At 42.4% G+C, this 25758-nt stretch carries 17 protein-coding genes and 7 pseudogenes; 17 read left to right on the forward strand and 7 right to left on the reverse strand.

Annotated features, from left to right (window positions below):
- Positions 1–102: 102 nt before the first annotated feature.
- Positions 103–1131 (reverse strand): annotated as a pseudogene (locus AAC853_RS17675) (ISAs1 family transposase).
- A 63-nt stretch (positions 1132–1194) separates the two neighbouring features.
- Here AAC853_RS17675 and AAC853_RS00345 point away from each other — a divergent pair.
- From AAC853_RS00345 to AAC853_RS00365, 5 genes and pseudogenes are all read left to right on the forward strand, one after another.
- A pseudogene (locus AAC853_RS00345) lies at positions 1195–1350 on the forward strand (IS982 family transposase); the annotation flags it as partial.
- A 35-nt stretch (positions 1351–1385) separates the two neighbouring features.
- Positions 1386–1649 (forward strand): annotated as a pseudogene (locus AAC853_RS00350) (group II intron reverse transcriptase/maturase); the annotation flags it as partial.
- Between the two features lie 282 nt (positions 1650–1931).
- Positions 1932–2228 carry a type II toxin-antitoxin system RelE/ParE family toxin gene (locus AAC853_RS00355; protein WP_340613285.1) on the forward strand — a complete coding sequence of 99 codons (297 nt, stop codon included), beginning with the start codon at positions 1932–1934 and terminating at the stop codon, positions 2226–2228.
- 60 nt (positions 2229–2288) lie between these two features.
- Entirely contained in the window at positions 2289–2594 is a 306-nt protein-coding gene (locus AAC853_RS00360) for a HigA family addiction module antitoxin (protein WP_340613286.1), read from the forward strand.
- Between the two features lie 140 nt (positions 2595–2734).
- A pseudogene (locus AAC853_RS00365) lies at positions 2735–3341 on the forward strand (IS1 family transposase).
- A 5-nt stretch (positions 3342–3346) separates the two neighbouring features.
- Here AAC853_RS00365 and AAC853_RS00370 read toward each other — a convergent pair.
- Positions 3347–4020, reverse strand: a pseudogene (locus AAC853_RS00370) (IS5 family transposase); the annotation flags it as partial.
- Between the two features lie 209 nt (positions 4021–4229).
- Between AAC853_RS00370 and AAC853_RS00375 the strand changes: the two are divergent.
- Positions 4230–5216, forward strand: coding sequence for a methyltransferase (locus AAC853_RS00375; protein WP_338885728.1), 987 nt, complete (start codon positions 4230–4232; stop codon positions 5214–5216).
- A gap of 82 nt (positions 5217–5298) precedes the next feature.
- On the opposite strand, the gene AAC853_RS00380 is transcribed toward AAC853_RS00375, so the two are convergent.
- Together AAC853_RS00380 and AAC853_RS00385 are read right to left on the reverse strand one after the other, a co-directional pair.
- Entirely contained in the window at positions 5299–8391 is a 3093-nt protein-coding gene (locus AAC853_RS00380; RefSeq protein ID WP_340613287.1) for a MexW/MexI family multidrug efflux RND transporter permease subunit, read from the reverse strand.
- Positions 8392–8404: 13 nt separating this feature from the next.
- Positions 8405–9529, reverse strand: coding sequence for an efflux RND transporter periplasmic adaptor subunit (locus tag AAC853_RS00385; RefSeq protein ID WP_340613288.1), 1125 nt, complete (start codon positions 9527–9529; stop codon positions 8405–8407).
- A 408-nt stretch (positions 9530–9937) separates the two neighbouring features.
- Here AAC853_RS00385 and AAC853_RS00390 point away from each other — a divergent pair, with 408 nt between their 5' ends.
- Positions 9938–11068 carry a thioester reductase domain-containing protein gene (locus AAC853_RS00390; protein WP_340613290.1) on the forward strand — a complete coding sequence of 377 codons (1131 nt, stop codon included), beginning with the start codon at positions 9938–9940 and terminating at the stop codon, positions 11066–11068.
- Between the two features lie 98 nt (positions 11069–11166).
- Here the strand turns inward: AAC853_RS00390 and AAC853_RS00395 are convergent, their stop codons facing one another.
- The 3 genes from AAC853_RS00395 to AAC853_RS00405 all read right to left on the reverse strand — a co-directional run bounded on the left by AAC853_RS00395 (position 11167) and on the right by AAC853_RS00405 (position 15120).
- A complete protein-coding gene (locus tag AAC853_RS00395; RefSeq protein WP_340613292.1) occupies positions 11167–12057 on the reverse strand; it encodes a GNAT family N-acetyltransferase in 891 nt (296 codons plus the stop codon).
- A gap of 38 nt (positions 12058–12095) precedes the next feature.
- A complete protein-coding gene (locus AAC853_RS00400; protein ID WP_340613294.1) occupies positions 12096–13580 on the reverse strand; it encodes a class I adenylate-forming enzyme family protein in 1485 nt (494 codons plus the stop codon).
- A gap of 535 nt (positions 13581–14115) precedes the next feature.
- The gene (locus tag AAC853_RS00405; protein WP_340613296.1) at positions 14116–15120 is read right to left on the reverse strand and encodes an IS110 family RNA-guided transposase; all 1005 of its coding nucleotides are present in this window, start codon (positions 15118–15120) and stop codon (positions 14116–14118) included.
- 394 nt (positions 15121–15514) lie between these two features.
- Between AAC853_RS00405 and AAC853_RS00410 the strand changes: the two are divergent.
- The 10 genes and pseudogenes from AAC853_RS00410 (at position 15515) to AAC853_RS00455 (ending at position 25644) form a co-directional block, all read left to right on the forward strand.
- Positions 15515–16134: pseudogene (locus AAC853_RS00410) on the forward strand (recombinase family protein).
- 33 nt (positions 16135–16167) lie between these two features.
- Positions 16168–16464, forward strand: a complete 297-nt coding sequence (locus tag AAC853_RS00415) for a DUF4158 domain-containing protein (protein ID WP_340613297.1) — start codon at positions 16168–16170, stop codon at positions 16462–16464.
- A gap of 291 nt (positions 16465–16755) precedes the next feature.
- A pseudogene (locus AAC853_RS00420) lies at positions 16756–17521 on the forward strand (IS5 family transposase).
- A gap of 660 nt (positions 17522–18181) precedes the next feature.
- The gene (locus AAC853_RS00425; RefSeq protein ID WP_340613298.1) at positions 18182–18826 is read left to right on the forward strand and encodes a GTP cyclohydrolase II; all 645 of its coding nucleotides are present in this window, start codon (positions 18182–18184) and stop codon (positions 18824–18826) included.
- On the forward strand, positions 18826–20547 hold the full coding sequence (locus tag AAC853_RS00430; protein ID WP_340613300.1) for a WD40 repeat domain-containing protein: 1722 nt from the start codon (positions 18826–18828) through the stop codon (positions 20545–20547). Before AAC853_RS00425 ends, AAC853_RS00430 begins: the two co-directional genes overlap by 1 nt.
- The gene (locus AAC853_RS00435) at positions 20544–21245 is read left to right on the forward strand and encodes a class I SAM-dependent methyltransferase (protein ID WP_340613301.1); all 702 of its coding nucleotides are present in this window, start codon (positions 20544–20546) and stop codon (positions 21243–21245) included. The genes AAC853_RS00430 and AAC853_RS00435 overlap by 4 nt, the downstream gene beginning before the upstream one ends.
- A gap of 10 nt (positions 21246–21255) precedes the next feature.
- Entirely contained in the window at positions 21256–22236 is a 981-nt protein-coding gene (locus AAC853_RS00440; RefSeq protein WP_340613302.1) for a formylglycine-generating enzyme family protein, read from the forward strand.
- 57 nt (positions 22237–22293) lie between these two features.
- Positions 22294–23346 carry a methyltransferase gene (locus AAC853_RS00445; RefSeq protein ID WP_340613304.1) on the forward strand — a complete coding sequence of 351 codons (1053 nt, stop codon included), beginning with the start codon at positions 22294–22296 and terminating at the stop codon, positions 23344–23346.
- A gap of 3 nt (positions 23347–23349) precedes the next feature.
- Positions 23350–24201, forward strand: a complete 852-nt coding sequence (locus AAC853_RS00450) for a VOC family protein (protein WP_340613305.1) — start codon at positions 23350–23352, stop codon at positions 24199–24201.
- Between the two features lie 39 nt (positions 24202–24240).
- Positions 24241–25644 carry an MFS transporter gene (locus tag AAC853_RS00455; RefSeq protein ID WP_340613306.1) on the forward strand — a complete coding sequence of 468 codons (1404 nt, stop codon included), beginning with the start codon at positions 24241–24243 and terminating at the stop codon, positions 25642–25644.
- Positions 25645–25758: the final 114 nt, after the last annotated feature.

Below are 25758 nucleotides of genomic sequence, written 5' to 3' on the forward strand. Positions count from 1 at the left end.
TAGGCTAGAATTGATTAAATAACAGCGCTTCCATATAGCTATTATCCCACCCGGCTGATTTCTTTCGAGCACTCAAACTCAGTTTACTGTTGGTATCTCGTTTCACGATATTGAACGCCATTTTACGTAATTGGGCAAATATTCTTGTGGCGATCCGCTCTCTCATTCGTGAATCATCTTCTCGAAAAGTGACATCCAGAACCCAGTGTAAACTATTTTCGATAGCCCAATGCTTCCGTATGGCACTTAATTGAAAGGCGGGAGAATCATGGCAACTGCTTAGATAATAACGAAAATCAGAGGTCACTTTGTCAGAATAACGTTCTTGTCGTATCGTTTCCGTGACCAGAAGAGCCTGAATATCTGGCCAGGAACCTAAGTGTTTTGTTTCTGATGTCAGTGGCAGAACCCATCCACGTCGTCTGACGGTACGCCCATGGCTATCATCGAATTCATCATGATCAGGTTCAAGGTAAGGCTGTTGGATTATCTGTTGTTGCTGAAAATAGTTAACCGCTTCCGAAAAGGTTTTTCCCTGATTGCCTTTAAGGGGCAAAATATAATCGGCTTCACTCTCGCGTAGTTGCCGAGCAATTGTGCGTTGGCAGCCCATTGCATCAATCGTCACGAGATGCCCTTTCAATGAAAGCATCGATAATAATATGGGGATGCCTTAATTTCGTTTGATTTTCCGTCTACGGCACACTGACATAAGCTGAGTCCTTTCTCAACTGAGAATGCACTCACTACATGTAATGGGCTTTGTTCAATTTTCTTATCAAACGAATGGCGTAAACTTTTACCATCAATCGCAATGATCGCCCGCTTTTCTGAAGAAATATCATGGGAAACCCACTGATAAAAATGATATTCAAAGAGGTTCGGATTTAATAAACTGAAACAGCGTCGAAAAGTATCATGTGACGGAATACCGCCTTTGAGCGGGAGAAATGAACGCAGTCAATCCTTTTTTAGCTAACCGTATTGTTCAATATCAGTCCAGGCGTTAGCGCCGGCAATGACAGCGCATACCGCGATCACTAAGATATCAATAAAGCTGTGTTTGACCTTTCCCTGACAACGTGGATCTGGAAAATCAGAAAAGATATCCACTAATTCCTTCATCAGCATTCCTCTAAAAATGAAGGCATTATCCACTAAATATTTTCATGCGTAACCCCTGGCGGACCCCCTAAACGACGTTTAATTGAAACTGTGATTAGTCAACTTGCCGGATCATTTGCTATTGAGAAGTGCTGGGTGCGGAATTTGTGGTACTTAAGTAATCGAATCACTAGAAAATTACTTTCTCACACGTTGGATATTTTCGGTCATGTTCCCAATAGTTAGATCGGTTAAACAAGGTAGTCTTCACGCTCAATGAACAATTGAAGGGACTCAGAGACTTTCTCCGCAAGAACCTGAATACTGTCATCAGGGTAGTCAGAGGCTGGATAAATTATCACAGTATTTCTGACAATCAGAGAAGAATTGAGCAATTTATCTACTAAAGCAAGTGGATCATTTATCGATGGTTCAACCGGAAAGGAGGGTGTCGCCGGTTAACATGGGAAAAACTAAATCTAATCCTGAAAATGCTGAATTATCCATCTCGATGGAAAATACATTCAATGTTTAATTCTCGCTGAATATGTGTGGGGACACAGGTCTGTCGGGAGCCGGATGCGGTAGTTCCGCACGTCCGGTTCTGAGGAGGGGGCTGTCTGGGTAACCGGACAGCTCTACTCACCCAACTCTCCTGAATGAACCCTTTTTGCATCTATATGAAACTATTTTTGTTCCTATTTGTAACGAAATTTGTTGCATTTCGTCATGGTATGATATATTATTCGTTCCATAATGCAACGAATTTCGTTACATTAAATTGTGGTGTGAGATACATTTTTCAATGAAAAATGAAGGGTTGAGGGATGATCAAGAGCTTTAAGGAAGGTCCGTCGGGTTCTTTGGCACAGTTCTATTTAGATGGTAAGCGGAGCAAAGCGATACCGGTGACAATAGAATCATCGCTGAAACGTAAGCTCGACATTATTGAATCAGCCACAACAGAGCGTTCTTTGTTCTCTCCACAGGGGAATAATTATGAACGCTTATCTGGTTCGCTAGAGGGATGGTCGAGTATTAGGGTCAATATTCAATGGCGGATTATTTTTCAATGGCGGGATGGAGCGGCATACGATATTTACCTTGATCCTCATAAATATTAAATAAACAATCCTGCTGTAAGCAGCAGGGAATTTAACCTAAAGAAATTAACAGAGGGCGTTATGGATACCATTTTAAGAGAACCGACGACTGTGGGTGAAATGCTCTCAGAGGAGTTTTTAAAACCACTGAATATTACTCAAGCAAAATTAGGCGAGGCTCTTAATCTTTCCCGTCCGCGTATTACTGAAATTATTAGTGGAAAACGCCGGATCAGCATTGAAGAGGCTGTTATGTTGGCGGCATTGTTTGAAACTGACTCTGATTTCTGGATTAACGTACAAGTCGGCCATGATCGCTGGGAAGCGCGACAGCTGATGGCTCAGAAAACTAGTATCAAACCTATCAGCGCATTATTGGCGAGATGATTTTGATCTTGTTTAAAATTTTCTATAATCGCCACATTATTTAATACTCCCCCGCAACTAAAGCGGGGGAGAAGTCAAAGGTCATGTGCCCAATGATTAGATGCTGTGATAAACTTTCCGTTTTTTATTATGGGTGAAAGATGGCTAAAGTTGATGTGGTTTGTCGTTACTGTCACAAGACGGAAGAGGTAAAAGGACATGGAAAAGGACGTACTGGACATCCTCGTTATCACTGTTATGCCTGCCGTAAAACGTTTCAACTGACTTATACCTATCAAGCCTGTAATCCCGGCATGAAAGAGCAGTATTGGTATGGAAATCAATAACGCTGGTGTCAGGGATACTGCTCGCGTTCTGAAGGCCGGTATTAACACAGTCATTCGCACACTAAAAAACTCACGCCAAGAAACATAACCACGCGACCGCTGGTAGGGAGTGACATGCAGATTATTGTTGAAATAGACGAACAATGGTCGTTTGTCGGTAACAAGAAAAATCAGCGTTGGCTCTTTTGTCTCCTTTCAACATCCAGCTCTACGGTACGGATGATTACATCGTTTACGATTATCTTCCTGAAAAAAACATTTCATAGGAAAGAAATTTACTCAACGTATCGAGAGAACCAATCTCACCCTACGTATTCGCATCAAGGGACTGAGTCGAAAAACGATAGGCCATTCTAAATCCGAAGAAATACGCGATAAAGTGATAGGCACGTTCATTGAGCGTGAATACTACCTTGTTTAACCGATCTAACTATTGGGAACATGACCGCATAAAATACAACAACTAGCCCACATAGGTAGCCAGATGATGATAAATGCCATACTAACAGGCTGACGTCTTATTGCATCTTGTTGCTATTACAAGAGAATATTTAATTCTGGCAAACGCATTTTCCACTAAATGGCGATAACGATATAAACATTTATAAATCCACTTAGTCGATTTTCGGCTGTGTTTCCTATAAGAGATAACAGGTGTCGCGCCTTTCTGCTTAATATGTTCCCTAAGAGACTGATTGTCGCATCTTTTATCTATGATCACAAAATCTGAAAGTGGCAAATTATCGATTAAACTTTATTCATGGACACTGTCATTCACTTGTTCTCCTGACAATTTAAAATTAACAGATAAATCATAGCTATCGACAATTAAATAGATTTTTGTCGAATGTCCACCATAACTTTTACCAATCACTTCATCATTGTTTGATGCGGCTTCTGCACTATGTTGGTGAGCACGAACAATACTGCCATCAATAAACAACCATCCCTTATCAGAAAACGAACATAACCAATTGAAAATAATCTGTAAAATACTTTTTTGTGACCAGGCAGACACTGTTCCATTTGCCAAATTCTGGGGGTAAGCCGCGCCAGGGGATGTTTGCTCGCATTTGATAAAGAATGCCTTCCAGCGTCAAACAACATAGTTCACAGCATGATGATAAGGGTTAGTTGTTTTTGATGAAGGTATTATACCAAATTATCATGCTGTCTAATAATCCCTCGCAAAATGTTAACAACCACTAGGCCGAAATTGAATTTCTTAATATTAGTGAATTCAAAAAATAAAATTATTGGTAAAAATATTTCTCAACTCTATTTAAAATTTGAATAAGGAAAATAAATAATGTTATTTGAACTAACGGTAGCTTATCGTAAATCGGCAGCACTATTTGCTTTTGTAGAAAGCAAAGCACCTTTATACTTAAATAACCAAGCAGGAAGGACAGTGAAAGAACTATCCCAATTATGCAATATTCCACAAGATAAAATCGAACGTCTATGTAACTATATGCAATCCCTCAAAGTGCTAGAAAAAAAAGAGAATAAGTTTTACCTGACTGAACCATGCTTATCACTCAGTAATCCAAACAGTTTTAAAACAACGCATATAAAATTCGAGCTAAATCCAGCAGTCTGGAATGCTTGGTCACAATACAGCTCATCTTTAACTGACACAAACAGCAAATCTGCTTTTGAACTTTATCATCATGAACCCCTTTATAGTTATCTCAATCACGAGGAAAACCATTCCCACAAAATGGACTTTGATAATTTGATGGCAAAAATGTCTGAGGTAATGAGTAAGCATATTATTAACTTTATCTCTTTAAATAATATTTCTTCAATCATTGACATAGGCGGAGGATTAGGCTCTTTGGCAAAGAATATAAAAATGCACTACCCTGATATTCAATGCCATGTCATGGATCAATATGATTTCACTAGAAATGAGTCAGAAGGAATTACATTTATCAATGGAGATTTCTTTTCCACTATTCCATCTGGATATGACGCCTATTGTTTAAAAAACGTTTTGCATAATTGGCCGGATAATCGTGCAATTAATATTCTGAAAAATTGCCATGATGCAATGAATGAAAATTCCGTTTTATATGTTATTGAGATGGTTAAAGAACCCAATATTCCAAATGCTGCATCATTTGATTTATATATGGATATCATGCTGTCAGGTAAAGCACGATATCAGTCAGAATTTCAATCGATCGCAGAACAAGCTGGCCTGATGATCACCAATATACAAGACTTGGAACTTTCTCTAACCGGCAGTAGGGAGTGTATTATTGAAATGAAGAAACAGCCCAAATTATAAATAAGATCAAGATATATGAATATCTCCCCGCAGAGCGGGGAGATACTTGCAACTTAGAGACGGTAGAGATATTGAAAGCAGGTTAATGTGTTGAGTTCAGTATGTCATCTGCTTTATTCAATTGCTGTTTTCTCAGTGTTACTGCCGCTGCCGTGTGATTTTTTGCCAAGAACATGTATACCGTTGGCAACACAAACAATGTGAAAAACGTTCCCACCAACATTCCGGTGACGATCACAAGCCCAATACCAAAACGACTGTTGGCACCGGCGCCACTTGCAAATAGCAATGGGATCAAACCAATCACCATCGCTGCCGTTGTCATCAATACCGGACGAAGGCGAATTTTCGCCGCTTGTACGATGGCAGAACGTTTATCCAAGCCCTCACTTTCCTGCAATTTATTGGCAAACTCCACCATCAGGATACCGTGTTTACTGATAAGTCCGATTAACGTCACTAGACCAATCTGGGTATAAATATTCAGGGTGATATAACCCATCGCCAACGGTATCAAGGCACCACAAATTGAAAGTGGTACGGTGATAAGGATAATCAACGGGTCAACCAGGCTTTCATATTGCGCTGCTAATACCAGATAGATGATCACCAATGCGGCCATAAACGTCAGAGCCAATGCGTTCCCTTCCTGCTTATATTGGCGGGAGTCTGACTGCCAGTCATGGTTGTAACCTGCCGGCAGATCATCCGCAATACCCTCAAGAAAATCCACGGCTTGCCCTAATGTGACCCCAGGGGCGGGAATAGCCTGAAAAATAGCAGCGTTCTGTTGGTTAAATTGGGTCAGCTTGTTGGGTTCGACTCTTGTCGAAACGGAAACAACAGTCGAAAGCGGGATCATTTTTTGGTTCTCCGTCCTGACATAATGGTGAGACAACGCTTCCGGCGTTAATCGCTGACGACTGATGCTTTGCGGAATAACATCATAAGAGCGGCCTTGCATACTAAATCGGTTGATATAATTTTCTCCGACCAACACTGCGAGAGATTCACCAATATCTTGCATTCTTATCCCCAGACTATTGGCTTTGGCACGATCAATCTGCACCTGTACTACAGGATTGTTGTAATCCAGATCGCTGTCCACAACAACAAACAGCCCACTTTCACGCGCACGTTGTTTGATCTCTTCCATAGTTCGATATAGCGCCGGGTAGTCTTCGATACTGCGAAGTACCATCTGAATCGGCAAGCCTCCCGTAGAACCTGGCAATGGAGGGAGCTGGAAGATAAAGACACTGCTTCCTTCCACATCATTGACCTCACTTTGCAATTGCGCCTGAATCTCTGCCGCTGAGCGCTTACGTTCATCCCATGCCGATAAATTCACTCCACCAAAACTGGCCGAAGGCCCATCAGTACCATTGACAATCCATGTTTCGACCGCCTCCGGGATTTCGCTGAAGATGCCGCTCAGTTTATGAGCAAAAAGCTCTGCATAATCCAAATTAGCATATTGCGGGGATTTGATGGCGGCCAGCACCACGGCTTGGTCTTCCGAGGGAGCCAACTCCTGCCTGGCATGTTGATACAGCAAAGGCAAACTGATCACAACTAGTAAGACAAACCCACCCATAACCCAACGGTAACGCAATGAAACATTGAGTACAACAGAATAATAATGCGCCAATTTTTCGAAAAAAACCTCAGCCGCCCGAGCAATTCGCCCTTCATTCTGTTGAGACTGAAGTAAAAAAGAACTCATCACTGGGGATAACGTTAACGCCACCACACCAGACACGATAACGGAACCGGCTAATGTCAGCGCAAACTCTTTAAACAGTGCTCCCGTCAGCCCTGACATTAAGCCAATCGGTGCATAAACAGCAGCCAGTGTAATCGTCATCGCAATGACCGGTCCTGCCACTTCCCTTGCACCGATTAACGCGGCAATAACTGGTGGTTTCCCTTCTTCAATATGGCGATGAATATTTTCAACAACGACAATGGCATCATCCACCACCAGACCGATAGCTAACACCATTGCCAATAGCGTCAATAAATTAATGCTAAAACCAAAGGCCAGCATGAGTCCTGCTGCGCCCAACATCGATAAAGGAATAGCGACAATTGGGATCAGTACACTACGTAATGAACCTAAACAGAAAAAAATCACGGTAATTACAATGATTAGTGCTTCCAACAAGGTATGTACGACTTCTTTAATTGAAGCATTAATAAAACGAGCAGTATCAAATGACAACCCTACTTCCACACCGGGTGGAAGAGTTTTCCGGATATCAGGAAACAGCTTGTTGATGCCATCAACAATCACAAGCGGGTTTCCAGTTGGGGTGGAAAATAGCGCCAGATACACCGCCATTTTATCATTGTATATACCGCTGCTGTCTGTTGTGGCAGAACCTAACTCCACAGTGGCAACATCTTTCAGACGGACTAATGAATTGCCATCATTGCGAATAACGAGATCACGAAAATCCTCGATACTAGTCAGATCAGTATTCACATGGATATTTGAAATAACATACTCCCCTTTGACTTTACCCGGTGCCGCCTGATAGTTATTCTGTCTGACAGCGGCGGCAACATCGGCAGCCGTCAATCCACGCCCAGCCAGCTTATCCACATCTAGCCACAGACGCATGGAGAGTTTCTGTCCGCCAAAAATTTCGATTTTTGAAACTCCGTCAATCGATGAATACATGGGTTCAACCACGCGGGAGAGGTAATCGGTCAGTGCAGATGCCGACAGCGTATCAGTGGAAAATCCGACGTAAGCCACGGCCGTGGATTCTCCCGATGACAGTTCAATAACAGGGTCATAAGCCTCTTTCGGTAATTTGTATCTGACCTGATTGACCTTTGCCATCACTTGAGCCAAGGCTTGGGTTGAATTGCGGTTCAATTCCATACGAACAGTAACAACACTTCTGCCCTGTACCGAAGACGAAGAGAGATAATCCACCCCTTCAACAGAAGAAACGGCTTGTGCAATCGGTTGGGTGACAAACCCTTGCATCAGATCGGCGGATGCTCCCGGATAGGTCGTTGTGATGGTGATGGTTGAGCTTTCCAGTTGTGGATACTGCCGGATGTTAAGTTTGCTCAGGGCAAACACGCCCAATAACAGAATCAATGTGCTCACCACCAATGAGAGTACCGGGCGGCGAACGAAAAGATCGGTAAAAGTCATTTTTCCGCCTCCATCAAGAACCCGTAGCCGCTAATTCCGCTGTCTTCAGCGTATCGGCGGCAATGGCAACAACTGCTGTTCCATCCGTTAATTTCATTTGTCCTGATGTGACAACCTGTTCCCCCTGGGACAACCCTTTTTTGATTTCAACCAGGCCATCCCAACGCTGCCCAACGTCAACCGAAACCCGTTTTACGGTCATTCCTTGCGGAGTGACCGGTTTGTCTTCCTGATTTGTCTCCTGAGTGACAAAAACGGTAGCGCCATAAGCGGTATAGGTGACGGCAGTTTCCGGGATGACTAGCACTGGCTGATTATTTTTGCGTATAACCTGAAAGCTGGCATACATGCCTGCTTTCAGTTTTCCATCAGCATTATTCAAGTGTGCCTGTACCTGCACTGTACGGGAATTGCCAATTAATGGATCTATCGCATTGACGGTGGCAGGGAAATTTTGGTTCGGATACGCATCAACCTGTAGGTTGACGGACTGCCCGACATGCAATTCCGGGCTTGTCTGTTCATTCAGAGAAAAATTGAGTTTCAGGTTTTTGGCATCCACCAGATTAGCAATCGCATCGCCGGCATTCAGGTATTGCCCCTCGTGTATCTGTCTTATTCCCATCACACCTGAAAAAGGTGCTAGGATGACTTTCTGGGCAATAACGGCTTCTTTCTGGCGAATAGATGCCAGTGCCATGTCGCGTTGTGCTAGCGTATTGTCTAGTTCAGCGGCGGCAACCATTTTGCTGGCAAATAATTTTTGGGTGCGTTGATATAACCGTTCCGCATTTTTCCATTGCGCCTGTAGGCGGGCAAGATCCGCCCGTTCAACCGTATCGTTGATTTGCACTAATAATTGCCCTTTTTCTACATATTGACCCGATTCAAATTCAATTCTGACGACTCTGCCACTGGTTTCTGCCGCCAGATGGACTTGCCGTTCGGCTTCAAGTTCTCCAATACCATGTAATGATTTCGCTAAAGTGATTTCTTTTACTTCTGCTAGAGCCACTTTTACCGGAGGGTAGTCGATATTTCCTGAATTATTCCGGGTAGAACCCTGCAGGACGTAAACGAAGAACCCGATTAGCGCTAATAAAACCATTCCCAGACCAACAACGATTGCCTTATTCATCATCTCTCTCAATTCTTAGTCATATACCAATTCAACTTCGAGATGCGTGCTATCACTCCCCGCGTCGTCTTGCACGCTACATCTTGAAAAGTGATGGGTATACACATGATAATAACGACCTCAAATCACCCAACCCTCAATAATAAATTATTATATTGAATGTTGAGTTAAGTCAATGGCATTTGATCTTAGCATTAGCTGAAATAATTTTATGAATTAATTATCTATTCTATTATAGCTATAGCCATAAGGCATTCATTATTTGTTTTGCGGCTTTTTTTATGCACTTTTTGTCAAAAAACATGCATTGACACAAAATTAAATTAAATTAAAAATTTTACATTTATATATAATAAATTGTCATTGCAAAATAATTTCAATTATAAATATTTTATATAGGTAATTAATATGATAAAAATAAAATATAATGTTTTATTAACGGGTGCAACGGGTTTTGTTGGTGTACATCTTTTGGATGTTTTTTTGCAGAAAAAAGAAATTGGAACAATTTTTTTATTATGCAGAGCGGTTGATGATAAAAATAAATTATCTCGCATAGAAGAAGCCTATAAAAAATTTTCTGTAGAAGGTGTTCACCACCTAAAATCTGCAAAAAACATTAAAGTTATTGAAGGTGATATTACTTTACCCCAGTGTGGAATTAATCATTCAGATTTTCAAGAATTATGCAATGAAGTAGATGTTATTTATCACATAGCAGCACGAGTGAATCATGTGCAGCCCTATGACGCACTGAAAGCACCTAATGTTGATAGTGTCAATGACATGATTAATATGGCTAACACAGGCAAAAAGAAAGTGATAAATTATGCTTCTACGCTTTCAGCTGCCTCTAAAATGGATGAATACGGGAATATTTTGGAGGATTTTCCCGGAAACACTATGCTTAATTCTGAAATGGGATACTTAATTTCCAAATGGGAAGCTGAACGCCTGTTGGAAAATTTCGTAAAAAAAGGGGGTAAAGCGAATATATTTCGCTTGGGTTATATTTCAGGGCACAGTAAAACGGGAGAGGCACCATTTGCTAATAATCAATTTATGCTTTTCATGAAGAGTTGTATTCAGTTAGGTTGTGCCCCTATTTTTCCGGGCCTTATGAATTTTACCCCTATTGATTATACCGTATCTATTATGGCATTAACTAAATATACCATTGAAACTGGTAATGTTCTTAATTTATTTAACTACGAAGGACTAATAAATTGGAATGATATTATTACTTGGTTAAATAGCCGTGGATTTAATATAGAATTAATGGAATATTATCAATGGCAAAAAAAATTACTCGCCAGTGATAAAAATAATGCACTCTACCGTTTTTTTCCACTCTATGGCGTAGAAGATTCCTATGAGAAATTATTAATTCTCTGGCAGGAAATAGATAAATTCCACCATAAAAAAACAAAAGAAGCGACGGAAATGATTGATATGACATTGCCAAAATTACGTTATGATTTACTTGATACTTATTTGGTTTATTTGCAAAAGAAAGGTTTTTTACCTATACCAATTTGATTTAGCGAAGCGTGTTTTCCCTTCCTGCTTCGAGGAGAAGAATTATCTCTCCTCGTATTATTGATGGCAACTTGAAAAATGACGGCTAGCTTACAAAATTACCCTAAGTCTAAATTAGCAATACCATATATGTCATTGGGTATATTCAATTTAAAATTACCTTTGTGCATATAAACGACATGAAATTTTTCAAATAATTCTCTTTTTCTTAAAAAAGAAAAAAATGATCCATGTACATATTCAGGTAAAAAAATGGAGACTTTTGTATTTTCCGGTAGGTTTGAAGTCAAAGCGTTAAATAACTCCTCTGCGTCAGTTGGCGTTCTTGCGACTAATGGCCCAATACGGAAACCATCGGGCAAAGGCCGGATCACACCATAACCCAAAATGTCCCCATTAACCATTTTTAAATATGAGGTATGTCCAGAGGAAAATAACCAACTATTTAGAAATTTTTGCCGTAATGTCGGAAAAAACAGGCCATCATATTTTATAATAGTGTCAATATGATGAGGTTTAACGATAGATATTTCTTTTATATTTTCTGATGCTATTTTTTTTAGTTCTCCCGTATAATGAATGATATTATAAGTAGGCTTTAACCCTGATTTTTCATAATTAGAGACCATGTGAGGCATTGCGTTTGAACCTATATCTCGATTACCTGCATGGGATCTCGCAACCTTACATACCGCTTTTCCATATCCTTTTCCCCTAAACTCACTATTAACTAAATAGTTTCCCCATATTGCATACTGTTCAGAATGGTTGATGAGAGAAACAGCAGCAACAGCCTGATTACCAATCCACCCAATGAAAAGTCCGTCATTATCCACTGAATACATACAGTCTGCATCATGGTAACCAATATTCCAACCTTCTCTATTTCCCCACTGAACGACACACTCCCAATCCTGGAGTGTGGCTTTTTTAACTTTAAAATCATTTAGTTTATTTATAAAGATTGTTTTTTTCTCTGATGAGTTCATTATTTAGTATTCCTTTAATAACTATTTTCAACTATAACTTAATTATTTAAGAAACGATCAATAAACGTTAAAAGCTCAGTGTGATTTATTTTTCCTGCTGCTGTTTTAGGTAATTTATCTATGGTAATAATATGTTTCGGTATTTCATAAGGTAATAATTCTTTATGGCACAATCTAACTAACTCATTGACTTTTGAGTATTGATTTGAATTTGTCTCTATAACAGCGACAGGGATAGTATTAAGCCTAACATCTGGAACGCCTGCTACCGCGGCCTCGTTAACCCAAGGATGAGTTTCCAGTAAATTCTTTATTTTCTCAGGCTGTATTTTAAATCCACCTCGTATAATTATGTTATCGGCTCGCCCTAATATCCAAAGAAACCTATCATCATCAATCTTCGCTAAATCACTGGTTCGGCTCCATCGGCACTTATTCTCTGACAATTTTCCTTCCTGGCAAATTTCTAAAAAACCGGCTTGTCCAATGGGAAGTTCGTGACCAAATTCGTTGGTAATCCGAAGGTTGATACCGGGATATGCTTTACCTGCACTACCTGATTTTAAGCTCCACCATTCCCTATGTAATTCGTAATTCCAGCCAGCAACAGCACCTGCAAATTCAGTTGCGCCATAAGACATTAATACTCGTATTCCGTAAAGAAGCAGAATCTGATCAATTAATTTAGTAGGGCAATAGGTTGAGCCAGAGGTAATTATCCTTAATGAATTAATCTTAGCCGGATCAATATTGGCGCTTTGTAAATCATGTAAAGCGGCAGGTACAAGAAATGTTGCTCGTATTTTATGGCGCTCAATGGCTTCAACCCAAGGTTCTAATTCAAATTTTGGCATTAATACTATTTTTCTTCCGGTATACAGAGCACTTAATATTCCCCATAAACCAGAGATGTGAAAAATTGGCATTGACACTAATGAGACTGAATCAATTAACAATTGGTTGTTCTTGGGTGTTTGCCCACTTGCTATAAGAGAGTTTTCTATTTTTTGATAGCTTAATTTTATTTGTTTGGGGATTCCAGTTGTGCCTGACGTTAACATTTCAATGGCAATATCAGAAGTACTCACATAATTTGTGTGTAATTGTCTTCCAATAGAATAAATTTCTCCGCTATGATTTAATTCAAAAATTACAGTGTTTATCATTATTTCATTAAGTAACATTTTATCTTTAAATAAGATCGTTCCACCTACAATCACTCTTAAATTTAATTGTTTGATATCTTCCAATAATTTTTGTATCGGTTTTAATGGGTTTAATACAACTATTGTCTGTTTGTTTTCCAAAAGTTTCAAAAGAATTGCAATATGTTCAGGACGATTTTCCAGAATAACACCAACTCTTTCAAATTTTGTCACTCCTGTTTTCTGTAATAACTCATCAAGCCTATTTGCAATGGTGCGTATTTTTTTCCATGTCCACCAAGATTGAAGATATTCAATTGCATTAGCATCGTCCGGTGTTTCATAGAGTAATCGCTTAAAATGTTCACGAATTCCCATAAATGTTCCTTACATTTATTAATAGGTTTATAAGATAATTTATACTAAAATAATTTCAAATTACCGCCTGTAAAACCGATATGTCCTCATGCGGATATACCATTCATTTTAACGTTAGGTTTATTTATGTAGTCATTAACAAAAATTCAATTTAAAAATTGAATGATAGTGATGTGATATACTTAAAGTCAATCATTGTGGAGTCTATGATGACCATTTTAAATGTTACTCACTCGAGTATCCTAGTGGCAGTTTACCTCTTCGAGAGCATAAAAATCTATGGTTCCCCTCTTTTTTGCAACACTAATTTTTGATGAATTTTTGGCTTGCTTAAATCTATCCGGCGTCACTGTAGGCAAGGAGCCTGCGCCTCGATGAGTTCCGCGCCTGATGAACCTTAAAACCGTGTCGGCTTGAAAGAGCCATTTTTTATGTTAGGTTTCTCATCAGGCCGGTAGGCCGTTCATGTCATCAATAATCAGTCTTCGCAAAACCAGTGGGGTAACATTTAAATAGGTTCACAATGACGCCAGCTTTAGGCGACAAATACCGTGTGTTGTGTCGTAATGGCCCACGCTATCCGGGCGAGTTTATTAGCCAATGCACAGGCCACGATATTAGAGTGCTTTCGTTCAAGCTGCTGCTTAACCCAGTCAGCCAGTTTTCCCTGCCGGTGCTCAATCTGTTGCATGAATGACCGGGCGCAGAGTACCAACAGTTGCCGGAGCGTCTTATTACCCCGTTTACTAATACCCAATAAGGTCGTCCTTCCCCCGGTGCTGTACTGGCGGGGAACCAAACCCGTCGAGGCCGCAAAATCCCGGCTGCGAGAATATTGTTTTCCATCGCCCAGTTGTGAGGAAAGCACACTCGCCGTGATGGGGCCAATGCCGGGGATCGTCATCAGCCGTTGTCCGATATCATCCTGAGCAACCTCCTGTGACAGGGCAGTTTCAATCTCGGTGATTTGCTCAACCAGATAGTGATAATGTGCCTGTAACCGCAGTAATACCTGCACCAAATAAGGGGGAAGTTCATGTTCAGCCAGCACAGCAGAGAGCCGTTTTATCACGGCAATCCCCTTGGGCATGTTGATACCAAATTCAAGCAGGAAAGCCTGCATCTGGTTGGTGGTTTTGACTTTATCCCGGACCAGTGATTCCCGGACACGATGCAACGCTCGCATGGCTTGTTGGGCTTCCGTTCTGGGCTGAACAAAACGCATTGAAGGTCGTGAGGCCGCTTCACAGATGGCTTCCGCGTCAATAAAATCATTCTTGTTACTTTTGACAAAAGGACGGACAAACTGCGGTGAAATCAGCTTAGCCTCATGCCCCAAATCAGCAATCCGTCTTGCCATGAAATGCGCGCCAGCACAGGCTTCCATCACAACCGTTGCCGGAGAGCAATCGGCTAAGAATTCCATCAATTTAGTTCGGGTGAATTTTTTACGTAGCAGGGCTTTTCCCGATTGCTCCTGACAATGGACATGAAAAGAATGCTTGCCGAGATCGATGCCAATCAGTGCGATAGTGTTCATGATGGTAGCCTCTTATCAAAGATAATCACTCTGCTAATATACTGCCGTTAGGGTGAGGGGAACCATCTCATTACCGTGGGGCACTCTGTTCAATCGGCGATAGAATGAGCAATTAAACCTATTTTTTTCAGGTAGCTCGCCATGAAAAGCTATATCGTGAAAGTGGCCCTTCGGGGGGATCAGTCCTATGATCTGGCGTCGATTCAGACTGTCAGGCAGGACTTCTTTAGCGGCTTTTCACTATAGGGATTTCGGGAGCAACGGAACAATAAACGCCGTTAATCGGTCAATTTAAATAGCCAAAAATCAGGCGGTCAACTTACATCATGAATTGCTATTTTTAGCCATCCCTCTACGATAGCCAAATGACCTATACTCATCTTGGCTATCTTAAATGAAAATTGCTCGCATCTATCAAGAGTCAGCACATCTGAACAAGATTTAACCCGCCAGGCTGGGATTGAGAAGATGGCCGTGGCCAGTGGTTTTTATATCGCGGGCATTTACCGGGAAAAAGCATCGGGAGCCAGAGCTGACAGGCCAGAACTTCTCCGTATGATTGCCGATCTTCAGCCCGGCGATGTGGTGATAGCCGAAAAGATTGACCGTATCAGCCGACTCCCTCTCCCGGAAGCCGAAAAACTGATTGCTTCCATCAGAGATAAAGGAGCCCGGCTGGCCATTCCCGGCATCGTGGATTTGTCCGAACTGGTGGCTGAAAATGATGGTGTATCCCGCATTGTCCTTGAATCTGTCCAGGAACTGTTACTGAAAGTAGCCCTTCAGACTGCCCGCGACGACTACGAAATACGACGGGAAAGACAGCGACAGGGCGTCCAGCTCGCTAAAGTCGCAGGTAAGTATGCAGGCAGAAAGGCCGACCTCGTAACCCACAAACGTATCATTACCCTCCGGCAGTCAGGGTTAACCATTGAACGTACAGCAACACTGGCCGGATGTAGTATCAGTCAGGTCAAACGTGTCTGGGCAATCCATCAGTCACAAAAGAATTAATGATCCATGAGCATTCACTAAGGACAGTTTGATATGCCAGTAAATTTTCTTTCGGAAGAGCAGAGAACAAACTACGGTAATTATCATGGTGAAATGACAAAAGAAACATTAGCTCGCTATTTTCATCTTGATGATTTTGACAGGCTTAATATTTCTGAAAAGCGAGGTGAACATAACCGGCTGGGGTATGCAGTATTATTATGTATTGTTCGTTACCTCGGTCGCTTTCCTGATTTAACGGCAATAATACCTGGCGCTGTTATTGATTTTCTGGCAGAACAGTTACATATTGAAAGTGGTAGTGAACAGATTGATATTTACAACTACTGAGGTGATGTGATTAAACGCGCCGTTCGCTGACGCTTGGTAATCCCTTGTCCACTGGTTTTTTCCTCTCTTTCTCTCGCTGCGCGCGTCTTAATAACCTAATTTAACGAAAATGACACTTAATAATCAATAAGTAAATATGATGTTTTCTTTGTGTTCAACGAGATGATATTGTATAAAAAATGTTACAATTCTTGTCGTGCCAAAAAAGCTTTTCTTAATAGTATTTTTAGATAGTGTCGTCATAAGTAAATTCATGTAATAATAACCCTATATTACATGAATGGATGAACCATGAGCACGCCCGCACACCGCCGTCACGATATTTCCGATCATATTTGGAGTTTGCTTGAACCTCACCTACCGGGGCGTAAGGGGGCCTGGGGGCGTGTGGCTTATGATAATCGATTATTTATTAATGCCGTGTTCTGGATTTTACGGACAGGCGCACCCTGGCGAGATTTACCGCCTGATTATGGCGACTGGAAAATACGCATCGCCGTTTTTGTCGGTGGCGGGACAAAGGCGTATGGGAAGGACTGCTTGAAGAACTCATCTTTGAACCCGATTTCGAATGGCTGATGATTGACGCCAGTCATATTAAGGTTCGTCCCCATGCCGCAGGGGCAGCAGGAGGCAATCAGGATATGGGGTGCACAAAAGGGGGCTCAATACAAAGATACATCTGGCCGTGGATGCGCATGGTATGCCGATCAGAGCGTTTATTACAAGCGGTCCCACAGCGGATTGCCCATAAGCTGAGGCCTTGATTGACGGAATAGATGCAGAACATTTATTAGCGGATCGGGGTTATGACAGTAATACCGTTGTTGAACAAGCAAAAAAACAAGGCATGGCAGCGCAAATTCCCGGCCGAAAAAATCGCAAAGTGAAACGAGAATATGATCGGGACCTCTATCGACTCAGGCATTTAGTTGAAAATGCGTTTCTTCATCTTAAACGCTGGCGGGGTATAGCGACCCGTTATGCTAAAAAGAGTGCCTCATTTCTTGCTGCTGTTCAGATCCGCTGTCTTGTTCTTTGGTTAAACATCTTATGACGACATAATCTAGAGTCTCACCTTAAACAACATTTTTGGCGGGATGACTGATCAGGGTTTTCTCTCAAAGTTTACAGATCTGGGGGTTCTTCCGATGGACCCGTAAATCCGAAGAAATACGCGATAAAGTGATAGGCACGTTCATTGAGCGTGAATACTACCTTGTTTAACCGATCTAACTATTGGAAACATGACCGGAGTAGTCGCATCGGCATTGGAGCCGGAAAATTCAGGCCACTGCGGTAATTAAAATTGGTTTAACATGTTTTGAATTCTATTTCCTGAGACGTCCCCCGTTAGCGATATATTGACAGTGTGTTATTTATTTTTTAATAGGCCATTACCATGAACACTATCACACTGATTGGATAAAATCATGGATTATTTTTATTCATTGCTCTATTAATTTATGAAACGATTGAATCATAAATTAAAATAACGATAAACCATGTGAATACGCTATATATCACACTGAACTCACTGCTTATGAAAAGATTTTTTATCTTTAGAACTGTACTTTTTACTTTGATTACTTGCTATTTCTAGTTGGTTGTTCTCTAAGATCAGACCTTGGTGAATTGATTGCTACGCTAGATAAGCGAGTTTTCACTGCTAATACAGGGATTACTTAATCGAAAGACTAATGGCGAGAAAATCAGAATGAATGAAGCTTTGATAACCAATAAAAAAATGAGCGCATCTGTTCGTACACGCATTAAAATACCTATACATACACGTACTAGTAAATTAAAACTTAATGCCGAGATAGTCACATTCTCTAACCTTTGCGATATAGGTGAACATCTTGCAATCATCTTTGCTCCTCTCAGTGATGTACCATATGTTCGCGTACATTCTGAATGCCTGACAGGTGATGTTTTCGGCTCTGAACGTTGTGATTGCGGAGAGCAACTGGACGAAGCGATGACAATTCTGGGTGAGCAAGGAGGCATATTACTTTACCTCCGTCAAGAAGGACGGGGGATTGGATTATACAATAAACTAGATGCCTATCACTTACAGATTTCACAGGGACTTGATACATTTGCAGCTAATCAGGCCATTAATTTCCCTGACGACTTAAGAAATTTTCATGTTGCTGCAGAAATGCTACAGGCACTTGGTATCTCCGAGATAGCACTTATTACCAACAATCCTGACAAAGTTTCCCAGCTTAAGAAAAGTGGGATTCAAATTCACCATGTATTACCAACGGGCGTGTTTGTAAATAAGACCAATCAAAGCTATTTACGCGCAAAAATTGACAAACATTATCACACTATCAATCTTGGAAAGGAAGTCTAATGATAGCTCATTATTCACCGATTAGCGGAATTTCTGCCTACCGTGATAAATACGTCCTGACTGCAGGTTATGATAATCAAATTATTTTGTGGGATGCTAAAACTAAGCGCCCTGTTGCCCGTGCTATGCACGACCATCTGGCCAATCAGGGAGCCTTTTCACCCGATGGTAACTATGCTGTTACATCATCATCAGATTACAGTGCCCGACTCTGGACGATTCCTGATTTACGTTTAGTCGCAGTACTTGCTGACCATGATGATGATGTAGAAATGAGCGTATTCCATCCGCATAAGCCGATGATCGCTACTGCTTCACGGGATCATAATGTCCGAGTATATGATTTTAGCGGTAAACTGCTATATCTGTTCAAAGGTCATTCAGCCGATGTGATTTCTGTAGCCTGGATGTACAATGCTGATGAACTCGTCTCATCAAGTGATGATGGGACAATTAAACGTTGGTCGTTAGCAAAGAACGACCTTGTAGCAGATATTGACCTTAACGGCATCGAAACTGATACTATTGCCATTGCCACTGATGGGCATATTTTTGCTGGAAATGACGAGGGGGAAATCATTTCTATTGCGCCTGATGGTATGCAGGAGATCTTCACAGCACACAACGCTGGGGTGAAACGCCTGGTACTCGATCACCATCGAGGGCTGTTGGTTTCTCTGTCATATGACCGCACTATGCGGTTGTGGCAAGTTGATGTATCCGGCCAGTTAACGGAGTTAATCAGTGCAATATTTCCTCCCGAAGTATGGCCACGTTCATGCTCTTTTGAGGGAGATGATCACCTTGTCTTCGCCACTTTTCAGGCGAGCTATCGGCAGTACAACTGGAAAACCGGCCTTTGGGATACAGCAGAGTTGGCTCCGACACACGGGGTAAATGCTGCAGTTGTGATTGATGGTCAACAATGGGCGGTTGGTGATGCGGGTATTGTCTGGGTCAATCAGTGTGAACATACCCGAATCGGTAGCCTGTGCAACTTCCTTGTGCCTGTCGGTGACATGATTCTAACCGGAGGTCAACTTGGAAAAACCTTTGATGCCTGTAGTGGACGTGAACTGTATCAGCACCGTTCACCACTGAACTGCGGAGTGGCATTCAAGAATAATGGCACAGATTATGCCGTTATCGGAACTTATACCGGCGAAGGTATTGTTTTGCGTATCGACCGTTCTCCGGACAGGCATTTGCAAGTCACTCATATCACTGATTTACCGCTCCATGCGAATGCAGTTAAAGATCTCGCGATTTCAGATGATCTGCTTTTTTCCATTGCAGCGGATGCCTCAGCTACTTGGTATCGTCTGTCAACGCTTGAACCTCTGTACTCCCTAAAGCATGCCCATGAAAAGATTGCGAATGGCTGTACCGGTCTTGGTGAAGGCTATTTTGCTTCAGTCAGCCGTGATCTGAAATTACGGATATGGTCACCAAGTTATGAAGCTGATGTCATTGCTACGCCACACACTCACTCCATTAAATGTGTAACAGCAAGTGTTGAAGGTCGCTATGTTGCAACGGGCAGTTATAACGGCCGTATCTCTATTTATGATCGCCTAGACAATATCTGGGTGTTTAATGAACGGATTACAACATCAGGAGTGTCATCTCTCCGTTATGATGTGACCACACAACGGTTTATCGCAAGTTCCTACGACGGTAATGTTTACATTATCCCGTTCACTCCGCAGGATTACATATGAACAGTGATAATAAGCAGCACTACATTGATACGCAACGAGTTATTTCGCCTGTTGATAAGCTGAAACTGATGGCACGAGAGTATGAAAAAATACTACGTTCTGATTTTCTGGCGAGTTATCTCGAAAAACGGGATTCTTGGACAGAAGAAGCTGCAATGCAGCAGGCTAGTATTATTCTGCATAGCCAGCTGGCTCATAAATCTGACGTACTGGATATCGGAGCAGGACGCGGGCGGGATACTCAATATTTATTGTCGCAAGGCCATCATGTTACCGCTGTTGATCTCGTTGAACTGCCGGAGTGGTCATCACTGACACAACGTTTTGGTAATCAGGTGCAGTTCCATACCACTCCTGTGACAGAACTGACTGGCGAAGCGCTCTTTGATGGGGTGCTCGATAATGGTTGTCTGCACCATCAGCATCCTGATGAATACGCGATTTATCTCAAGCGGGTTCACACTCTATTGCGTCCAACTGGCATATTTACCCTCTCGGTATTTGAATCAGAGGGAACGGGGCGGTTGTATGTGAACCAAGCGCAGCGACTGTATCGAGAATTTACCGAGTCGGAACTGAAGAAATTATTACATGCTGCCCATTTTACGCTGGTCAGTGAACATCGAGTACCGCGTCCAGCAATGGGGCTGAACTATCTGGTTATTACAGCCGGAAAGTCAGGAAATTATCTGAGATAAAGCGACTTTTATGAAACCGATACTTACCGATAATCCTAATTATCTCAGTGATCGCGCAGCGATGGCTCTTCCCGATGATCGCTTTGTAGCACGGTTACCCGCAACTGTATTTTCGATGCACAGTGATCTGTTATCACTCAAGCCAGCGGAATGGGTAGAGATTATTCAGAATCCATCAGTTCCCTTCGGACGACGTTACGCAGCAGGTACTTTGCTCAGCTTCGCCGGAGATCCCCGAATTCGCCCGCTTGATCCTGACATGTGTGATGTCCCTGGTGCCAATGTCTGGCTTGGTACTGCATCAGAGCGGGTATCGCAAATTGTGTCTGAGTGGAAACATGTTGGTGTGCTTGAAGAGTGGATATATAAAGAATGCCCGCGTTACAACGTAACTATCGGGGCATTTCGTATGATGCGATATCCTATCACAAATTTTGAATATAGATTATTTCTTGAACATACTAATATGCCGTGGCTACCAACTTCATGGGCTTTCGGTATTTATCCAAATGAACGAGCAAATCATCCTGTGTGGTCTGTTCCGCCAGAAGCCGCAGAAGCCTACGCCAAGTGGTTGAGCAATGTAACGGGACGAAATTTCCGCTTACCGTCAGAAGCCGAATGGGAATACGCTGCCTCCGGTGGATCAGGTTCGGAATATCCATGGGGTAACGAATTCAACCCTGATGCCGCCAATACCGCTGATAACGGACCATTATCTACAACACCTGTCGGTTTGTTTCCTCTCGGACGCAGTTCGTTCGGTATCGACGATCTAGCCGGTAATGTTGAGGAATATGTCGCTGATAATTACTCGCCTTACCCGGGAGGCGATGTCATCAGTGATGATCTGGCTAATACACAAGGAAGTTACCGGATCGCCCGTGGCGGCAGTTTTACACGCTTTGGTGATTTAGCCCGCTGCGCACGTCGTCATGGCCGTTACCAGCGTGACATTTACGCAATGGGTTTCCGGCTCGTGGAATCATGATTAATGGCAACAAAAAAATCAACCTCTCAATAACTCAATGATAAATGAGGTATTTCAATGCTAGTACAGGTGAAAGAAACTATTTATGAGTCAGTAAACGATAAATCGGTACTCAATTCGGTGGTGGACTTAGTGAAATTGTCTGATCAATACCGCCAATCGGCTGTTCTACACTACGCTGTTGCCGAAAAAATATTTGATTTTACACAAAAAAAATGCACACCAGCTATGCTTGCCAGCCACTTCAACATGGTAGAAAGTAAAGTTGTTATTCTACTGAACGCCCTTGTTGCTCTTGGGCTGTTAAGCAAAGAAGGCGATACGTTTTTGAATACTGCCTTAACGATGCAATATTTAACCAGTGACAGCGCTGATTATATCGGTGCCATTATTGAACATCAGCATTTACAGTGGGATAACTGGCCCAGAATCGGCGAAATTTTGCGTAGCAAAACCTCTCTTAATTTTCAGCAAGAAAATCGTTTCAAACATGACAAACGCGCCCGCGATGCTTTTAATGATGCGATGGTACGCTTCAGTCAGCCAATGCGTGATGTGGTCAGTAACCTCAGTGTTTTTAGGAATGCCAATACTGTTATCGACCTTGCGGGAGGACACGGTACATACCTTGCGGAAATATTGCGTCATTATCCGCAACTGACAGGACAAATTTGGGATCTTCCCACTACCCGTAAAGCAGCTCAAAAAACGATAGCATATTATCAATTAAACGATCGGCTTGAATTTTGTGAAAAAAACTTGCTGGATCCCCTTAATTTCTCCGGTGAGCACGCTGACATTGTAATGTTAAATGACTGTCTTCATTATTTTGATGAACCAGAAGCGCTGGAGATTCTCCGCCAAGCCGCTGATCTGGTTAATCCAAAGGGAGCGCTCTTGATCCTGACTATGACAATGGATGAGAACCGAATCACTCCACCACTCTCGGCTGACTTCTCTCTCCACATGATGGTGAACACCAATCATGGTGAGCTACACCCGACACCGTGGATAATTCGAATCATGGAAGCAAATGGTCTATCTGTCAGTGAGCAATTTATTGGTCGCTATACCCTTCTCATCGGTCAACAATCTGCTAATGGGGGCTAAACAATGCTGATTTTCGAGCTGATTAATCTTGATATTAATGCTGCGGATGCAGAACAGGCCATCCGGATATTATCCGAACAATGTTCGGCAGCAGGCTACCAGTTAAACAAGGATGCATCGAATCATACTATTCCGGACGGAGTACTGATACTTTCAGATACGGTATCGAATACTCTCATCCCCCCACGGCTGGTAGAACTCAAACAGATCGCTGTTGCTCAGATCACTATAGGCCAAGCTGCGGAGAATACCTCTATAGTAAGCCATAGCAACAGCCTTTGCCAAACCTTCAATTATCCGCACATACTTAGTCTGGCAGCCATCAATGAAATGGATAATACGGTACCGGACTGGCTAGCGGGTTTCGCTACTTTTACTGCGTGTATCAAGATGTGGCGGCGTTTGCGCTTTCAGCCCGAACAGAGGAAATCAGGCGAACTACGTGTGAACCATATCAATATTCTTGCACAAGATCTTAATAAATCAGTTGATTTCTATCATCGAATTTTAGGCGCGTCCTATTGTTATAATTTGGGACCTAAAAAAGTGGTAATGGAACTAAATGGCTTCGATTTCTTTATCGAACAAGCGGATACCGTGGCCTACCCGCCGGGCTATCATTTTGGTGTCCGCAGCGATCCCGAAGGCGTCAGGTCGATAGCCAAAATCGTTGAAGCGGATAGTAGTATCAGGATCGTGAAAGGCAACGGTCCTGCACCAGGTTATCACTTAGGAATAGATCGCGTGCGCACAGCCTTCTACTTTGAAGATCCTGATGGTCTAGTTATCGAAATTTATTCACCTGAAATCGAAATGCTTGAGAGCAATCCTCACCTTATTTTTCAGCATTTCTGAATATAACCTTTTTCCGTTAACAAACAGACGAGGTAGTCCATGAGCTCTAACACTGCTCCTACTTGGGGAGAACTACTTTCCGGACGCAATGGCTTTCTTTCAATTGCCCTTGCGGGGGGGGTCGCATTACATGCGATCAATATCTATATTGCAACGACCATTCTACCATCCGTTGTACGAGATATTGGCGGGCTTGAGTATTACGCTTGGAATACCACGCTGTTTATGGTTGCATCGATCATTGGTGCACCATTATCCAAAAATGTACTGAGCCATTTCGGACCCCGGGCTGCTTACCTTATCGCTCTTGTCGTATTTTGTGTCGGAACAGCCATCTGTGCAGGTGCAAAAGACATGATATGGATGCTAGTTGGGCGCTTTATACAGGGCTTCGGCGGCGGTATTCTTTTTGCTCTTAGTTATGCCCTTATCCGTATTGTATTTGCCGAACAACTCTGGCCTAGAGCAATGGCGATGGTTTCCGGTATGTGGGGAATTGCCACCCTGTGCGGGCCGGCTATCGGTGGTATCTTCGCACATGCCGATACTTGGCGGCTCGCTTTTATCACTCTGTTACCTATTGCCGCTTTGCTTGCGATTATCGTTCTGATTCAGTTATCCGGCTATAAAAAATCCGAAACTCAGGCAGAGCGCGCCGCAATAGGCAAAATCTTGTTACTCGGAGTATCGGTGCTGATCATTTCTCTTGCGAGCTTATCTAAAGTCATGCTGACCAATATTGGTGGTGTCATTATTGGTCTTGTTATTGTTGCACTAATTGCTCGTTTTGATCGTGATGCGAAAATTAAATTGTTACCGTCCGGTGCTTATGATATTAAGTCACCTCTTGGTGCAATCTATGCCTGTATGAGCCTGCTTGTTATCGGTATGACAACTGAAATTTTCGTACCGTATTTTATGCAGACCATTCACGGTTACCAACCATTGATTGCCGGTTATGCGACAGCGCTGATGGCAGCGGGCTGGACAGTAGGCTCATTGTTCAGCTCCGGACGTAGCTCACAGGTAATACAACAGCTTGTCCGCTTTGGCCCGATTCTGGTTGTTCTAGCACTCATCGCGCTGTCAGTCATTATGCCATTACCATCTCTGTTTAGCCCAACAGCCGGCTTTATATTTATGTGTATCGCTCTCGCTACCGTTGGTTTGGGAATTGGTGCCACCTGGCCACATCTGCTCACTCAGGTATTTACCAGCGCCCCGGAGGGTCAGGAAGATCTGGCCTCAACATCAATCACTACTGTGCAACTGTTTGCGACAGCAATTGGTTCAGCTCTTGCTGGTATTGTTGCTAACCTTGCTGGATTTACTGATCCGGGTGGGCTGGAAGGAACGCAGAGCGCTGCGGTCTGGTTATTTGCTATCTTCGCTATAGCTCCAGTGATTGCCGCATTTGTCGTGCGCCGTGTTCGTGTTGCTTAAACGTTCTAGATACCGCGGAACAATTCATGAGGGAAATGTGGGTTTCATGAGTGGATTATGCCTGTTTAAAATATCACATGCTTTTGGCATTACTGGCTGGGCACCGACACTCCT

Origin of the sequence: Xenorhabdus thailandensis (assembly GCF_037996785.1) — a bacterium.
GTDB classification, from domain to species: Bacteria; Pseudomonadota; Gammaproteobacteria; order Enterobacterales; family Enterobacteriaceae; genus Xenorhabdus; species Xenorhabdus griffiniae.

What these genes read in the sequence shown, in the direction of transcription:
- AAC853_RS00430 (WP_340613300.1), top strand. Translation starts at nt 18,826, where the DNA reads ATGATAGCTCATTATTCACCGATTAGCGGAATTTCTGCCTACCGTGAT.
- AAC853_RS00385 (WP_340613288.1), bottom strand. Translation starts at nt 9,529, where the DNA reads ATGAATAAGGCAATCGTTGTTGGTCTGGGAATGGTTTTATTAGCGCTA.
- AAC853_RS00415 (WP_340613297.1), top strand. Translation starts at nt 16,168, where the DNA reads ATGCCAGTAAATTTTCTTTCGGAAGAGCAGAGAACAAACTACGGTAAT.
- AAC853_RS00390 (WP_340613290.1), top strand. Translation starts at nt 9,938, where the DNA reads ATGATAAAAATAAAATATAATGTTTTATTAACGGGTGCAACGGGTTTT.
- AAC853_RS00445 (WP_340613304.1), top strand. Translation starts at nt 22,294, where the DNA reads ATGCTAGTACAGGTGAAAGAAACTATTTATGAGTCAGTAAACGATAAA.
- AAC853_RS00455 (WP_340613306.1), top strand. Translation starts at nt 24,241, where the DNA reads ATGAGCTCTAACACTGCTCCTACTTGGGGAGAACTACTTTCCGGACGC.
- AAC853_RS00355 (WP_340613285.1), top strand. Translation starts at nt 1,932, where the DNA reads ATGATCAAGAGCTTTAAGGAAGGTCCGTCGGGTTCTTTGGCACAGTTC.
- AAC853_RS00425 (WP_340613298.1), top strand. Translation starts at nt 18,182, where the DNA reads ATGAATGAAGCTTTGATAACCAATAAAAAAATGAGCGCATCTGTTCGT.
- AAC853_RS00400 (WP_340613294.1), bottom strand. Translation starts at nt 13,580, where the DNA reads ATGGGAATTCGTGAACATTTTAAGCGATTACTCTATGAAACACCGGAC.
- AAC853_RS00395 (WP_340613292.1), bottom strand. Translation starts at nt 12,057, where the DNA reads ATGAACTCATCAGAGAAAAAAACAATCTTTATAAATAAACTAAATGAT.
- AAC853_RS00380 (WP_340613287.1), bottom strand. Translation starts at nt 8,391, where the DNA reads ATGACTTTTACCGATCTTTTCGTTCGCCGCCCGGTACTCTCATTGGTG.
- AAC853_RS00360 (WP_340613286.1), top strand. Translation starts at nt 2,289, where the DNA reads ATGGATACCATTTTAAGAGAACCGACGACTGTGGGTGAAATGCTCTCA.
- AAC853_RS00435 (WP_340613301.1), top strand. Translation starts at nt 20,544, where the DNA reads ATGAACAGTGATAATAAGCAGCACTACATTGATACGCAACGAGTTATT.
- AAC853_RS00375 (WP_338885728.1), top strand. Translation starts at nt 4,230, where the DNA reads ATGTTATTTGAACTAACGGTAGCTTATCGTAAATCGGCAGCACTATTT.
- AAC853_RS00440 (WP_340613302.1), top strand. Translation starts at nt 21,256, where the DNA reads ATGAAACCGATACTTACCGATAATCCTAATTATCTCAGTGATCGCGCA.
- AAC853_RS00450 (WP_340613305.1), top strand. Translation starts at nt 23,350, where the DNA reads ATGCTGATTTTCGAGCTGATTAATCTTGATATTAATGCTGCGGATGCA.
- AAC853_RS00405 (WP_340613296.1), bottom strand. Translation starts at nt 15,120, where the DNA reads ATGAACACTATCGCACTGATTGGCATCGATCTCGGCAAGCATTCTTTT.